This window comes from Flavobacterium cryoconiti (assembly GCF_048158645.1).
GTDB lineage: Bacteria > Bacteroidota > Bacteroidia > Flavobacteriales > Flavobacteriaceae > Flavobacterium > Flavobacterium cryoconiti.
Window position 1 is genome coordinate 169005 of the sequence record NZ_JBLNKW010000006.1, and the last position, 13682, is coordinate 182686.

Here is a 13682-nt window from a genome sequence, read left to right on the forward strand (position 1 = left end):
ATTAAAATCTAAAGTGAGAGAATGCTTTGTTAGCTTCTGCCATTTTGTGAGTATCCATTCTTTTCTTAACAGCCGCTCCTTCTTCTTTAGCCGCAGCTAAACATTCTGAAGCCAAACGCTGAGCCATAGATTTTTCATTTCTTCTTCTAGAATAAAGTATCAACCACTTCATTGCCATAGAAATTTTTCTATCTGGACGAATTTGCATTGGAATCTGAAATGTTGCCCCACCAACTCTACGACTACGTACTTCTACGTGAGGCATAACATTAGTTAACGCATCTTTCCAAATTTCTAATGATGGTTTCTCTGCATCTTGTTTTTTAGACTCAATGATGTCAATTGCATCATAAAATACTTTAAACGCTGTCGATTTTTTTCCATCCCACATTAAGTTGTTCACAAAACGTGTTACCAGTTGGTCATTAAACCTTGGATCTGGTAAAAGTGGTCTTTTCTTTGCCGCTCTTTTTCTCATGTCTTTTTTTTAATAAAACGTCATACCCATACAATTGCGATTACTCACATTCCTATGAAAATAACTTTTTAAATTACTTTTTTGCTTCTTTTGGGCGTTTTGCTCCGTACTTAGATCTTCTTTGCGTTCTTCCTGCTACTCCTGACGTATCAAGTGCACCACGAACGATGTGATATCTAACTCCTGGTAAATCTTTTACCCTTCCACCCCTAACTAATACTATCGAGTGCTCTTGTAAATTGTGTCCTTCACCAGGGATGTAAGCATTCACTTCATTACCATTTGTCAAACGTACACGCGCTACTTTACGCATTGCAGAGTTTGGTTTTTTTGGTGTTGTAGTGTAAACACGCGTACAAACCCCTCTTCTTTGAGGACAAGAATCTAAAGCAACCGATTTACTCTTCTTAGTTATCTGAGTTCTTCCTGTTCTTACTAATTGTTGAATTGTTGGCATAATTAATACTAAAAATTTCTTATTATATTAAATTCCCGCTTTTTACGGGGTTGCAAATGTAGAAAATATTTTTCACTCTACAAACGTTAAACCATTAATTTTTATACGAAGTAAACATTTGTTTTTTAATGGAATATAGAATAGCCATGGAGAAAATTTTGTTGAGACTAAATTCATCAACTCGTGGCTATTTCAATAAGATTATTTTGTCATTTGATTTTTATTACAAACCATAGATATTTGCATTACATTTATTAAAACTTATACTCAGTTGAAACCTCATATAATTTCCTTTCTGCTTTTATTTTTCGGGCTAAATTGTTTTGCTCAAAATTTTCAGTTACACATAATTGGAAGTTCAGACTCCGAAACAAAAACCGTTGATTCTTTAAATTACAATTCAAATCATAAAAACACAAAATCCATTAATGATGAAGTAGCTCGAATATCAGACAGACTATCCAAAATAGGATTTATAGAAAACAAAATTATCACCACCCTTAAAACAAAAGACTCTACTTATCTATCCAAATTAAGTCTAGGAAACAAAATTAAATACATACATATATATATAGGTATAAATAACCAATTAAACAATATTCTAAACCCAAACAAAACTACCGACACAATAACCCTCAAATACGAAGAAATAGAAACCTTCTTGAACAACACCCTAAAAAAGCTAGAAGAAAACGGATTTGCTTTAGCAAAATTAAAACTAACTAATATCCAAAATAAAAACAAAGCTCTTTATGCCGATTTAGAACTCATATCTGATAAAAAAAGGAAAATAAATTCAATCAAAATAAAATACGCAGAAAAAGACAAAAAAAACAACTTCCCAAAAAATTACGCTAAGCAAATTAACCACAAATACAACAACAAAATTTTCAATAAAAACATCCTTGAAGAAATCCATAATGAATTTGAGAAATTCAGATTTGTAAGCCAAGTTAAATATCCAGAAATTTTACTAACCAAAGACACCACTAAAATTTACATTTATCTTGAAAAAAGAAAATCAAATACTTTTGATGGATTTATAGGTTTTTCTAATAACGATAACAAAAAAATAAAATTTAACGGCTATCTAGACATAGCCCTTGAAAACACGTTAGACATTGGAGAGCAGTTTTCAATTTACTGGAAAAGCGACGGAAACAAACAAAAAACATTTAAAACAAATATAGAAATACCCTATTTATTCAAAAGTCCAATAGGAATTAAAGCAAATCTTGCAATTTTCAAACAAGACAGTACTTTCCAAAACACAAAAACAGGCATTGATTTAGGATATTTAATCAATTACAACTCCAGAATTTATCTAGGATATCAATCAACAGAATCCAGCGACATACAAAACACAAACAGCGAACAACTAAGCGACTATAAAAACTCTTATTTGACTTCAAATTTTGAATACACAAAAAATGACTACAACAACACCATATCTTCAAAAAAATCAGCATTATCAATAACAATTGGTACCGGAAAAAGACAAATAAACAATCAATCCGAAACTACTGAACCAAATAAACAATTTTTTATAAATTTAGAAGCCACTCATACTTTCTATTTGAATAAAAAAAACAACATCTACATAAAAAGTCAGAATTATTTTTTACAAAGCGACAAATACATAATAAATGAATTATTTCGTTTCGGAGGCATTAATTCAATAAGAGGTTTTGAAGAAAACAGTTTGCAAGGACATTTTTTAACATCAATTTTAACAGAATATCGCTATACACTTTCTCCAAGTTTATACCTACACTCCATCATGGATTACGCCATCTATAAAGACAAAACTTTAGCCGACAAAAACAACCAAAAAATCGAACTTATAGGACTGGGACTAGGACTGGGACTGCAAACAAAAAGCGGATTACTAAAATTAGCTTTAGCAAATGGAAACACAAAAAATCAAAAAATAAATTTTTATAACACTATTATTCACATATGTTATAATGTTAAATTTTGAATGCGCGCATAAAAAATCATTTCAAATGTTAGGAAAGTTAACAAATTATTAAGATTTTTGTCTCACTAATTCAAAATATTTAAAAATGAAACTAAAGTTCAATGGATTCTTAGTACTATTAGTAGTACTTGTGGCGCAACTAACTTTTGCGCAAGAGAGAGCTGTTTCAGGAACTGTTTCTGATAATGCAGGATTGCCTTTACCAGGCGTGAGTGTATTAGTGAAAGGAACTAAATCTGGAACACAAACTGATTTTGATGGAAAATATTCTATCAAAGCAACGCCAAGCCAAGTCTTGGTTTTTAGCTACATTGGTATGAAAGGCCAAGAAGTAGCAGCTAGTTCATCAACTGTTAATGTAAAATTAGCAAGTAGTGCATTAGAACTTGAAGGTGTTGTAGTAACAGCTTTGGGGATTAAAAGAGAAAAAAAATCTCTAGGTTATGCAACCCAAGAGGTTAAAGCTGAAGATTTAAATTCAGGTGCAGGTAGCGGAAATTTCATTAATGAACTTTCAGGTAAAGTTGCCGGTGTTAACATCAAAAGAAACAACAACTTTGGTGGTTCTTCTAGTATTGTATCTCGTGGTGTAAAAAGCTTAACCGGTAATAACGAAATGCTAATTGTTATTGACGGAATGCCAATCAACAACTCCAACATCAACTCTAACACTGGAAGTCAAACAACCGGAGCAGGAAACACCTATGATTACGGGAATGCTGCAATGGATATCAATCCAGACGACATTGAAAGCGTAAATATCCTTAAAGGTGCAGCAGCTTCTGCATTATATGGTTACTTAGGAGGAAATGGAGTAGTAATGATTACTACTAAAAAAGGAAAATCTAAAAAAGGATTAGGAATTACTGTATCTAGCGAACTTGTTGCAGGTACAATTGATAAATCTACTTTTGTAAAATATCAAACTAAATATGGAGCTGGTTATGGCCCATTTTATGAAGATGCATCTGGTTACTTCTTATCAAGAGACATCGACGGAGATGGCGTTAAAGATTTGGTAGTTCCAACTTCAGAAGATGCTTCTTACGGAGCTGCCTTTGATCCTAAATTAATGGTATACAACTGGAACGCATTTACTCCATGGTCAGACAGTTATCAAAAAAAGACTCCATGGATGGCTGCTAAAAATGACCCAACTACATTTTTCCAAACCGCTACAACGTTCAACAACTCTATCTCTTTAGAAGATGGAAACGACACTACAAATTTTGTTTTTAATTTCTCTAATTCTAAACAAAATGGTATTTTACCAAATAGTGAAATGAACAAAAATAGCTTAAGTGCTAAAATAAGCCATAAGTTTTCTGACCGATTGACTCTTAGTACATTTGCTAATTTTAATGCACAATCCACACTAGGTAGAAATTCAACTGGTTATAATGAAAACATTATGTCTAACTTCCGTCAATGGTGGCAGACTAACGTAGATGTTCAGGAATTGAAACAAGTATTTGAAAGATCAGGTGGTCAAAACATCAACTGGAACTACGCTGACCCATCTGATTTAAATCAAATTTACTGGGACAATCCCTATTTCATAAGATATAAAAACTTTCAAACTGACGAAAGAAATAGATTCTTAGGATATGCTAAATTAGATTATAAATTAACCGATTGGTTAACTGCAACAGGTAAAATCTCAACAGATTCCTATAGTGAATTACGTGAAGAAAGAAGAGCATTTGGATCTATTGCAGGTGACTTTGGTATCAACAGACAAGCAGAAACTTCAGGATATCAAAAATACAATAGAACGTTCTCAGAGCAAAATTATGACTTCATTTTGACTTTCAAAAAAGACATCTCTGAAGACATTAGTTTCAGTGGAGTAGCAGGAGGGACAGTTGTTAGAACCAGAATTATCTCAACTTTGAATTCAACAGTGGGAGGATTAATCGTTCCAGACCTTTTCAGCTTATCAAATTCTAAAAAAGCAGTATCATACCCAACTGAATCAGAAGTAAACCAAGGAATAAACAGCTACTATGCTTCCGCTTCTTTTGGATACAAAGACTTTGCCTTTTTAGATGGAACAGTAAGAAGAGATGCTTTCTCAAGTTTACCACAAAATGCAAATGCAATTAATACCTATTCAGCTTCTGGATCTTATGTTTTCACAAAACACGTTAACGCACCATGGTTAAGTTTTGGTAAAATTAGAGCAGGTTATTCAGAAAGCCCACTTGGAACACCAAACCAATCATTAATAGATACGTATATCAAAAATGATCCATTTGGTGATGAGCAATCCTATTCAGTTGCTTCTACGAAAAACAATCCTAACTTAAAAGCAGTTAAAACCAATACACAAGAAATTGGTTTAGAAATGCAATTTTTAAACAGAAGAATTGGTTTCGAAGTAAGTGCTTACAAAAATGAAAATAAAGGAGAAGCTATTTCAGTTCCTTATTCAACAGCGACAGGAAACAGTGCCAGATACCTTAATGCTGCTACAGTAGAAAACAAAGGTCTTGAAATACAGTTTAATGTAACTCCGGTTAAAACTAAAGATTTTCAATGGGAAGTTTTTGTAAACTGGTCTACAAATAAAAATAAAGTTACTAAATTAGTAGATGGAATTGACAACCTTAGATTAAGTTCATTTGGTCAAGGTGTTACTCTTAATGCAGCAGTAGGTCAGCCTTACGGTGTACTTAGAGGTACAGATTTCACTTATTTAAATGGTCAAAAAGTAGTAGGTGCAAACGGAAGATATGTAATTAATCCTTCAGCAAACAATGTAATTGGAGATGTGAACCCTGACTGGCTAGGTGGTATACGCAACAAATTTACTTACAAGAGTATATCTTTTGGTTTCTTGATTGACATGAAAAAAGGAGGAGATATATTTTCTCTTGACCAAACTTATGGTTTAGCTACAGGTCTATATGACATTACTGCAGGTAATAACGAACTAGGAAATCCAGTAAGAAACACAATCGCCAATGGCGGTGGAGTTATCTTGCCAGGTGTAAAAGCTGACGGAACTCCTAACACTACGAGAACTCCTTCTCCTAACCAATACGGAAATGTATCAGGATACAGAAGAGCTCCAAACGCAGCGGCTATATATGATGCTTCTTTCGTAAAATTAAGAGAAGTGAACATTACTTATACTTTACCATCATCAATCGTTTCGAAAATGAAACTTACCGATATGAAATTCAGCATAGTAGGCTCTAATTTATGGATAATTGACAAAAATCTTCCTTATGCTGATCCAGAAAGTGGACTAAGTGCAAACTCTAATTCTGCAGGTTACTCAATAGGTTCATTGCCAACAACTAGAAATATTGGTTGTAACGTAACATTTAAATTTTAAATTATGAAAAAGATACTTTTATTCATCTCATTTATAGCCTTAACAGTATCATGCTCTGATGATATTACAGGACTAAATGCAGATACGAAAAACCCAACTACGACCAAACCAGAGTATTTATTTACAAATGCTCAACATGCACTAGTTGATCAGATAGTTAATGCTTCTGTAAACAAAAATGTTTTCAGATTATTTACTCAATACTGGGCAGAAACAACCTATCCAGATGAAAGTCAGTATAATTTAACAACAAGACCGATTCCAGATTTTCAATTTACAACTCTTTACAGAGATGTATTAAGAGATTTCAAAGAGTCTAAAACAGCATTGGACGGTCAAGTTGTTGCAGGTGCCGCAGAAACTACAGTTTTAAATAACAAAAAAGCTATCGTTGCTATCATGTCTGCCTATACTTACAGTGTATTGGTTGATACTTTTGGTGATGTTCCTTATACTGAAGCTTTAGATATTGAAGGTCATCCTTTACCAAAATATGATGACGCCCAAACCATCTACAAGGACCTTATCAGTAAATTAACTACTGCTAGCGCTGCATTAGACGCTTCTGCTGCTAGTTTTGGATCTGCAGATTTAATTTATGGTGGAAATGTTGCAAAATGGAAAAAATTTGCTAATTCACTTAGATTAAGACTTGCTGTAAACATGTATGATGTGGACGCTGCTTATGCTACAACTCAAATAAATGCAGCCGTTAGTGGTGGGCTTATAGCTAGCAATACTGATAATGCAGATTTACATTACTTAGGTGCAGAACCTAATGCAAATCAGCTATATGTTGATATTGTAGCTAGTAACAGAAAAGATTTCGTAATAGCAGATACATTTGTAAACAAATTGAATGCGCTAAGTGATCCAAGAAGAGCTAAATATTTCACATTTGCTCCTGAAACTACCAATTACGTTGGAGGTATCTATGGCGCATCAAATAGCTACACCAATTTTTCTCATATTAACGAAACAATACTTGAGCCTACGTTTCCAGGAACAATATTTGATTATACAGAAACACAATTTTTGTTAGCTGAAGCAGCTGCAAGAGGAGTAGCTGTTGGAGGTACTGCTGCTACACATTACACTACTGCAATTACCGCTTCAATGGAAAGTTGGGGTGTTGCTGATGCTGACACTGCTCTTTATTTAGCACAGCCAAGTGTAGTATTCGACGCTGTAAACTGGAAAAAAAGTATCGGTGAACAAGCTTGGATTGCTTTATATAATAGAGGTTTTGAAGCGTGGACTTCATGGAGAAGATTAGACTTTCCAGTTTTAGTTGCTCCGGCTTCAACTTACAATGACATTACTTCAGTTCCTACAAGATATAAATATCCTGCTGGTGAACAAACAGTTAATGCAAAAAATGTAACTGCCGCATCTGCTCTTATCAGTGGTGGTGATTTATTGACAACAAAAGTTTTCTGGGATAAACACTAATTTTATACCAAAATAAATACTAAAGCCACTCAGTTCATTCAGAGTGGCTTTTTTTTATAAAAACATTATACCTATCTTTGCACCATGGAAAAAGAACACCAAATATTCGGGATTAGAGCAATAATTGAAGCCATACAAGCAGGCGCAACAGTGGACAAAGTCTATATTCAAAAGGAAGCAAGCAGCGAACTAATGAAAGACTTAATGAAAGTGATGAAACGTGGTAATATTAACTTTTCTTACGTTCCTGTTGAAAAGCTTAATAGACTTACACCTAATAACCATCAAGGTGCAGTGGCAACCATTTCTCCTATATCCTTTTTTGATTTAGAATCATTGATAGAATCAGTAATAGAAAATGGCAAAAAACCATTGTTTTTAATTTTGGACCAAATATCTGATGCACGTAATTTTGGTGCCATAATAAGAACTGCAGAATGTACTGGAGTAAATGGAATTATTGTTCAAAAGGCTGGTTCCGCACCTGTAAATGGCGATACCGTAAAAACTTCTGCTGGAGCCGTTTTTAACATTCCAATATGTAAAGTAGAACACATCAAAGATGCTATTTTTCTTTTACAGGCCAGTGGTATAAAAACAGTAGCTGCTACAGAAAAAACAGATCAAAATATTTATGATATTTCTTTAAATGAGCCCGTAGCCATTATTATGGGATCAGAAGATCGTGGAGTAAATCCATCTGTACTTAAAATTGTAGATGAAAAAGCAAAACTACCTATGTTTGGAACTATTGGATCTTTAAATGTTTCAGTAGCTTGTGGTGCTTTTTTATATGAAGCGGTAAGACAAAGAAGTTAATTCCATCCCCGACTCTTCTAAAAGGAAAAAACACTAAATAAAGAAATAAGAAATGAATTAAGACTCCGGTTTTGGTTCATTTTTTTCATTTAAGACGATTGTATATTCTACCGGGAAATCAGAAGAGTAATACGACAGTAGTTCTTCCGTTTCATCTTGTGGAAGATTTACAAAATTTCCATTTGCATCGAAACGTTGCATGAATTTATCTTCCTCATGATTGTAATCTGGTTTTTCCCAATCGTATTTGATTACCTTTTTGTACTCTGGGGTTTTGTAGATTAAAGATAAAACAAAACCAGTTATCAGTCCGGCCAAATGACCTTCCCAAGAAATTGCTTTTTCTCCCGAGGTCTCGGGACTTGGAAAAACATACCAAACTAAACCACCATAAATAACAATTACCGCAAGTGACAAAGCCACCAAGCGATAATATTGTGTTTGTATGCCCTTAAAGAAAATAAAACTCACCAGGACATAAATCAAACCACTAGCACCAATATGGTAATTATCCCTCCCAATAACCCAAGTAATTATTCCTGAAAGCAAAATTCCAAATCCAATAACTTTTACAGACTGATTGGCATAAAAAAATTGTAAAGTGGCTAATAAAATGAGTAATGGAATGGAATTATTATAAAGATGCTCAATATCAGCATGAATAAAAGGGCTAAATAAGATTCCTTGTAAACCCGAAAGCTCTCTTGGGTAAATTCCATTTTGAACAAAATCAAAATCAAATCGGATTTCAAGCCAAAAAACAAACCACAGGAATACTACAAAAAAAAGCGGAAGTCCAATAACTGCATTAGTAAATTTGAAATGATTATCCATTAGTTTTAATTTCGTGTCCCTTTAAATTAACTCAAAAACTTATCCAAAAGCAATTTAATGCTATTTTGTCATATTAAAACTAAAAGAACATTTTAAATACAGTCCCCTAGCCCAGATGGAAACGGCATCCTTTTTATCTCGTTTTTTAACGAGATAAAAAGATATAGTGGACAGCTGGAAATAGCTCCAAATAAAAATAGTAATTTTACCAAAGTTATATTTTTGATTAAAGATTAAAGAATTTAGATTTCAGATTTAAAAAACAAATGGAAGCACCACTAGCAGAACGCATTCGACCACAAAAATTAGAAGACTATATCAGTCAATCCCATTTGGTAGGGTCAAGCGGCTCATTGACTCAACAAATTACAAAAGGAATAATTCCTTCGTTGATTTTCTGGGGACCACCAGGAACTGGGAAAACAACTTTGGCGCAAATTATTGCACAAGAATCTAAACGACCATTTTACATTTTGAGTGCTATCAATTCAGGCGTGAAGGATATTCGTGATGTTATTGAAAAAGCAAAACAAAGTGGCGGTTTATTTACTGCAAAAAATCCTATCCTGTTTATTGATGAAATTCATCGTTTTAGCAAATCTCAACAAGACTCTTTACTGGCTGCTGTTGAAAAAGGTTGGATAACACTGATAGGTGCAACCACTGAAAATCCAAGTTTTGAAGTTATTCCAGCATTGCTCTCCCGTTGTCAAGTTTATGTTTTAAATGCTTTTACAAAGGCCGATTTGGAAGCCTTATTGGAACGCGCCATGAAAACGGATGCTTTTTTGGCAAACAAAAACATTGTTTTAAAAGAAACAGAAGCTTTATTGCGACTTTCTGGAGGTGATGGACGTAAGCTATTAAATATTTTTGAACTTGTCGTAAACGCCTCTAATGAAGCCGAAATTATAATCACTAACGATCGGGTTTTTGAATTGGTGCAACAAAATACCGTTTTGTATGACAAAAGTGGCGAACAGCATTATGATATTGTTTCGGCTTTTATAAAATCAATTCGAGGAAGTGATCCAAACGGAGCCGTTTATTGGCTTGCAAGAATGATTGAAGGTGGTGAAGATGTAAAATTCATAGCCAGACGTATGCTTATTCTAAGTAGTGAAGATATAGGAAATGCAAACCCAACCGCTTTTATTATGGCCAATAATGCATTCCAGGCAGTTTCAACTATTGGTTATCCTGAAAGCCGGATTATATTAAGCCAATGCGCCATTTACTTAGCAACTTCCCCTAAAAGTAATGCTTCGTATCTTGCTATTGGAACAGCACAACAACTAGTAAAACAAACTGGTGATTTGCCAGTTCCAATTCATTTGCGCAACGCACCCACTAAATTAATGAAAGAATTAGGTTATGGGGAAGAGTATAAATATTCTCATGATTTTACCAATAACTTTGCGGAACAAGAATTCCTACCTAATGATTTAAGTAATACCCCTATTTATAATCCAAGAAACAACTCGCGAGAAAATACCATTCGGGAATTCTTGAAAAATCGTTGGAAAAACAAATATGGGTATTAAAATTAAAAGCGATGCTATGCATCGTTTAAAAAATTATATCTTTTGAAATCTAAAATTTAACATCTACTTTTTCAGAAATCAATTTGTCATTTAGGTAATATTCAAAAAACCATTGGTTATCTTTTGCAATTAAAACCCCTTGTATATTTCCTTTTATTGCAATGAAACAATCCTTTCTTGAAGAATTAAATATTTTCAAAATCACTTTTGGGGTACTATCAATTAATTGAAAACCTGTAGCTGTAGGTTGTGCGTAAAGCGTTCCCGAATTGTCCCCACCTATATTTGCCTTTACAGTTTCGCTTGTATATAGAGGTGTTGAAACTACCTCAGAAACTGGCGATGGACTAGTTGGGTTCAAATTTGTATCTGAATTGCGAACAACTGCATTATTATATTTATATTCCAATGCATAAACAGAAATAAAAGCTTTGTTCAAAGCCTCAGTATAGGCTAATTGAAAATCTTTTTCTTTACTTATACCGTTGGCTGATTGAAAAATAATTTTCCCATTACAATCCTTGAAAGTGATATATAATTTTGTTGTTAAAAAAGACTTTTCTTTTACAACATCAAAATACATCAAACTACATCTATCATTGTATTCTTTTGGTAAAGACTCATTTGTATAAAAGGCCTGAAAGCCCGCTTTATTCAAATTGAACTTAGACAAAGTAGCGAGTCTATATTGATTATCACTTTTTACAAAGTCAAATTTTAAAGGAATAAGTACCGCTTTATAATCATTTATAGATTGCGAGAAACAGTAACTTGAAATTAATACTGCGAGAAATAGGAATCGTGTTTTCATATGTAGATAATATTTGTTTTTTTTTATGGAATATGGCATCACCATTCTTTATTTATAATTGTATGCTTGAATCATGGCGATACCATAATTTATAAATATTTTTTTAATTCTAATAAGTGATTGACTTGTTTAATATTTTGTTCTACTTGTGCTTTGCTTTCATTAAAATAAATAGCATCAAAACCTGCATTAAGAGCACCTTCAACATCTGCTTCTAAGCTATCTCCTATCATAATACTGCTTTCTTTTTGGGCTCTGGCCAAATCAAGGGCATATTCGAAAATAATAGGATTTGGCTTTTTTACACCTGCCATTTCAGAATTAGTAATCGTTTGAAAATAACTTCCAATATTTGAATTGTTTAACTTTTTAAATTGCACTTCAGCAAAACCATTGGTAATGATGTGCAGTTTATATTTTTGATTTAAATAATCCAAAACCTCAAAAGTTCCATCAAAAAGATGGTTGTTTTCAGGTAATCGTTGAATGTATTCTTGAGCTATCATTTCAATCTCTTCATCAGAAATAGTGTATTTCAATGCATCAAAAGAATGTTTTAATCGATTGTAGCGCAATTCACTATGCGTAATTTTATCATATTGATACAATTTCCAGCATGCTTGATTTATTGGAACATATTTTTCAATGAATGCTGCGGTTTCAATTGTTGGATGAATTTTATTAAAAATAGTCGCAAACGTTAATTCAGAATTTTTATCAAAATCCCAAAGCGTATGATCTAAATCAAAGAATACGTCTTTTATAGTGGTATGTTTCATTTTTAACTTCTAAAATATTCCTTCATCGACAAAGCTAAAATAACTGGTTTCCGTCACGATAAGATGATCTAAAACTTTTATTTCTAAACTATCTCCTGCTAGTTTTAGTTTCCGTGTAATTTGTTTGTCAGCATCGCTTGGAATCAATGTTCCCGAAGGATGATTGTGACATAATATTAATCCCGTTGCCCCAATTTCAAATGCTGTTTTAAAAACCAATCGAACATCAACCAAAGTTCCAGTTATTCCGCCTTTACTTAATTGTGATTTTGAGATAACTTTGTTTGAATTATTTAAATATACAATCCAAAATTCCTCGTGTGGCAATTCACCAATGATAGGTTGCATGATTTCGAAAATTGTTTTACTGGAAGTAATTTTTGTTAATTCAACTGCATCCTCTGCCCTTCTTCGTCTTCCTAGTTCTAAAGCGGCAATAATCGAAATTGCTTTGGCTTCGCCTATTCCTTTAAAATTTGTCAATTGAGAAATCGATAATTTCCCTAACGCATTCAAATTATTATTGACACTCCCTAAAATCCGTTTACTCAAATCAACTGCTGATTCGTTACGGCTTCCTGAACCAATCAAAATAGCAATCAGCTCCGAATCGCTCAAAGCACTTTTGCCCTTCAGCATTAACTTTTCTCTTGGTTTGTCGTCTTCGGACCAATTGGTTATTGGAAAAAAAGAATTTTCAGGCATAGGCATATTTCTCTTAAATTTGTTTTTTCATACAAATACTATTTTCTAAACCTACATAAGGTTCATAATTATCAACAATAGTATAGCCTACTTTTTGATACAAACCGATGGCTTCTTTTTGTTTATACAACGTTTCCAGTACAGAGAAAGAAAACCCTAACTCATGTGCCCAAAGTTCCAGTTCTTGCAATATTTTTTGGGCGAACCCCATCCCTCGTGCTTCGGGAGAAACAAACATACGCTTTAATTCAATTGTATTTTCATCGTATTTCTTGAAACAACCACAGGCAACAGCTTTATTTTCAAGATAAATAACAACAACATTAGGATTTAATTCTATGACATTATTTCCCCAATAATTTGTCTTTAATTCTGGATATCGTTCCCATAAACTGGCATCTAATGCTGTTATGAGAATTCCAAAGTCTGGATTTTCACTTGTAGTTTTAGCAATTACTATTTTGTCATTCATCTTATTC

12 protein-coding genes are annotated in these 13682 nt (G+C 33.3%); 5 read left to right on the top strand and 7 right to left on the bottom strand.

Annotated elements, in window-relative coordinates:
* Position 1: 1 nt before the first annotated feature.
* Together rpsG and rpsL are read right to left on the bottom strand one after the other, a co-directional pair.
* Positions 2 to 478, bottom strand: a complete 477-nt coding sequence (rpsG, locus tag ACM55H_RS10500) for a 30S ribosomal protein S7 (protein ID WP_035668130.1) — start codon at positions 476 to 478, stop codon at positions 2 to 4.
* A gap of 73 nt (positions 479 to 551) precedes the next feature.
* Positions 552 to 935, bottom strand: a complete 384-nt coding sequence (gene rpsL, locus ACM55H_RS10505) for a 30S ribosomal protein S12 (RefSeq protein ID WP_007136570.1) — start codon at positions 933 to 935, stop codon at positions 552 to 554.
* Positions 936 to 1206: 271 nt separating this feature from the next.
* Between rpsL and ACM55H_RS10510 the strand changes: the two genes are divergently transcribed.
* From ACM55H_RS10510 to rlmB, 4 genes are all read left to right on the top strand, one after another.
* Entirely contained in the window at positions 1207 to 2916 is a 1710-nt protein-coding gene (locus tag ACM55H_RS10510) for a BamA/TamA family outer membrane protein (RefSeq protein ID WP_416836433.1), read from the top strand.
* A gap of 85 nt (positions 2917 to 3001) precedes the next feature.
* On the top strand, positions 3002 to 6259 hold the full coding sequence (locus tag ACM55H_RS10515; protein ID WP_416836434.1) for a SusC/RagA family TonB-linked outer membrane protein: 3258 nt from the start codon (positions 3002 to 3004) through the stop codon (positions 6257 to 6259).
* Positions 6260 to 6262: 3 nt separating this feature from the next.
* A complete protein-coding gene (locus ACM55H_RS10520; protein WP_416836435.1) occupies positions 6263 to 7711 on the top strand; it encodes a SusD/RagB family nutrient-binding outer membrane lipoprotein in 1449 nt (482 codons plus the stop codon).
* Positions 7712 to 7795: 84 nt separating this feature from the next.
* Positions 7796 to 8530, top strand: a complete 735-nt coding sequence (gene rlmB, locus ACM55H_RS10525) for a 23S rRNA (guanosine(2251)-2'-O)-methyltransferase RlmB (protein ID WP_035668140.1) — start codon at positions 7796 to 7798, stop codon at positions 8528 to 8530.
* A 57-nt stretch (positions 8531 to 8587) separates the two neighbouring features.
* Here rlmB and ACM55H_RS10530 read toward each other — a convergent pair whose 3' ends face one another.
* Entirely contained in the window at positions 8588 to 9364 is a 777-nt protein-coding gene (locus ACM55H_RS10530) for a rhomboid family intramembrane serine protease (protein WP_416836436.1), read from the bottom strand.
* Positions 9365 to 9630: 266 nt separating this feature from the next.
* Here ACM55H_RS10530 and ACM55H_RS10535 point away from each other — a divergent pair, with 266 nt between their 5' ends.
* The gene (locus ACM55H_RS10535) at positions 9631 to 10908 is read left to right on the top strand and encodes a replication-associated recombination protein A (protein WP_416836437.1); all 1278 of its coding nucleotides are present in this window, start codon (positions 9631 to 9633) and stop codon (positions 10906 to 10908) included.
* 49 nt (positions 10909 to 10957) lie between these two features.
* Here the strand turns inward: ACM55H_RS10535 and ACM55H_RS10540 are convergent, their stop codons facing one another.
* The 4 genes from ACM55H_RS10540 to ACM55H_RS10555 all read right to left on the bottom strand — a co-directional run bounded on the left by ACM55H_RS10540 (position 10958) and on the right by ACM55H_RS10555 (position 13675).
* Positions 10958 to 11719, bottom strand: a complete 762-nt coding sequence (locus ACM55H_RS10540; protein ID WP_416836438.1) for a hypothetical protein — start codon at positions 11717 to 11719, stop codon at positions 10958 to 10960.
* Between the two features lie 89 nt (positions 11720 to 11808).
* A complete protein-coding gene (locus ACM55H_RS10545; RefSeq protein ID WP_416836440.1) occupies positions 11809 to 12498 on the bottom strand; it encodes a YjjG family noncanonical pyrimidine nucleotidase in 690 nt (229 codons plus the stop codon).
* Positions 12499 to 12507: 9 nt separating this feature from the next.
* Entirely contained in the window at positions 12508 to 13203 is a 696-nt protein-coding gene (gene radC / locus ACM55H_RS10550; RefSeq protein ID WP_416836442.1) for a RadC family protein, read from the bottom strand.
* A gap of 13 nt (positions 13204 to 13216) precedes the next feature.
* On the bottom strand, positions 13217 to 13675 hold the full coding sequence (locus tag ACM55H_RS10555; protein WP_416836443.1) for a GNAT family N-acetyltransferase: 459 nt from the start codon (positions 13673 to 13675) through the stop codon (positions 13217 to 13219).
* Positions 13676 to 13682 lie beyond the last annotated feature (7 nt).

Excerpts from the sequence above, each read along its gene's own strand:
- rpsG (WP_035668130.1), bottom strand. The coding sequence starts at position 478 with ATGAGAAAAAGAGCGGCAAAGAAAAGACCACTTTTACCAGATCCAAGG.
- rpsL (WP_007136570.1), bottom strand. The coding sequence starts at position 935 with ATGCCAACAATTCAACAATTAGTAAGAACAGGAAGAACTCAGATAACT.
- ACM55H_RS10515 (WP_416836434.1), top strand. The coding sequence starts at position 3,002 with ATGAAACTAAAGTTCAATGGATTCTTAGTACTATTAGTAGTACTTGTG.
- ACM55H_RS10520 (WP_416836435.1), top strand. The coding sequence starts at position 6,263 with ATGAAAAAGATACTTTTATTCATCTCATTTATAGCCTTAACAGTATCA.
- rlmB (WP_035668140.1), top strand. The coding sequence starts at position 7,796 with ATGGAAAAAGAACACCAAATATTCGGGATTAGAGCAATAATTGAAGCC.
- ACM55H_RS10530 (WP_416836436.1), bottom strand. The coding sequence starts at position 9,364 with ATGGATAATCATTTCAAATTTACTAATGCAGTTATTGGACTTCCGCTT.
- ACM55H_RS10535 (WP_416836437.1), top strand. The coding sequence starts at position 9,631 with ATGGAAGCACCACTAGCAGAACGCATTCGACCACAAAAATTAGAAGAC.
- ACM55H_RS10540 (WP_416836438.1), bottom strand. The coding sequence starts at position 11,719 with ATGAAAACACGATTCCTATTTCTCGCAGTATTAATTTCAAGTTACTGT.
- ACM55H_RS10545 (WP_416836440.1), bottom strand. The coding sequence starts at position 12,498 with ATGAAACATACCACTATAAAAGACGTATTCTTTGATTTAGATCATACG.
- radC (WP_416836442.1), bottom strand. The coding sequence starts at position 13,203 with ATGCCTGAAAATTCTTTTTTTCCAATAACCAATTGGTCCGAAGACGAC.
- ACM55H_RS10555 (WP_416836443.1), bottom strand. The coding sequence starts at position 13,675 with ATGAATGACAAAATAGTAATTGCTAAAACTACAAGTGAAAATCCAGAC.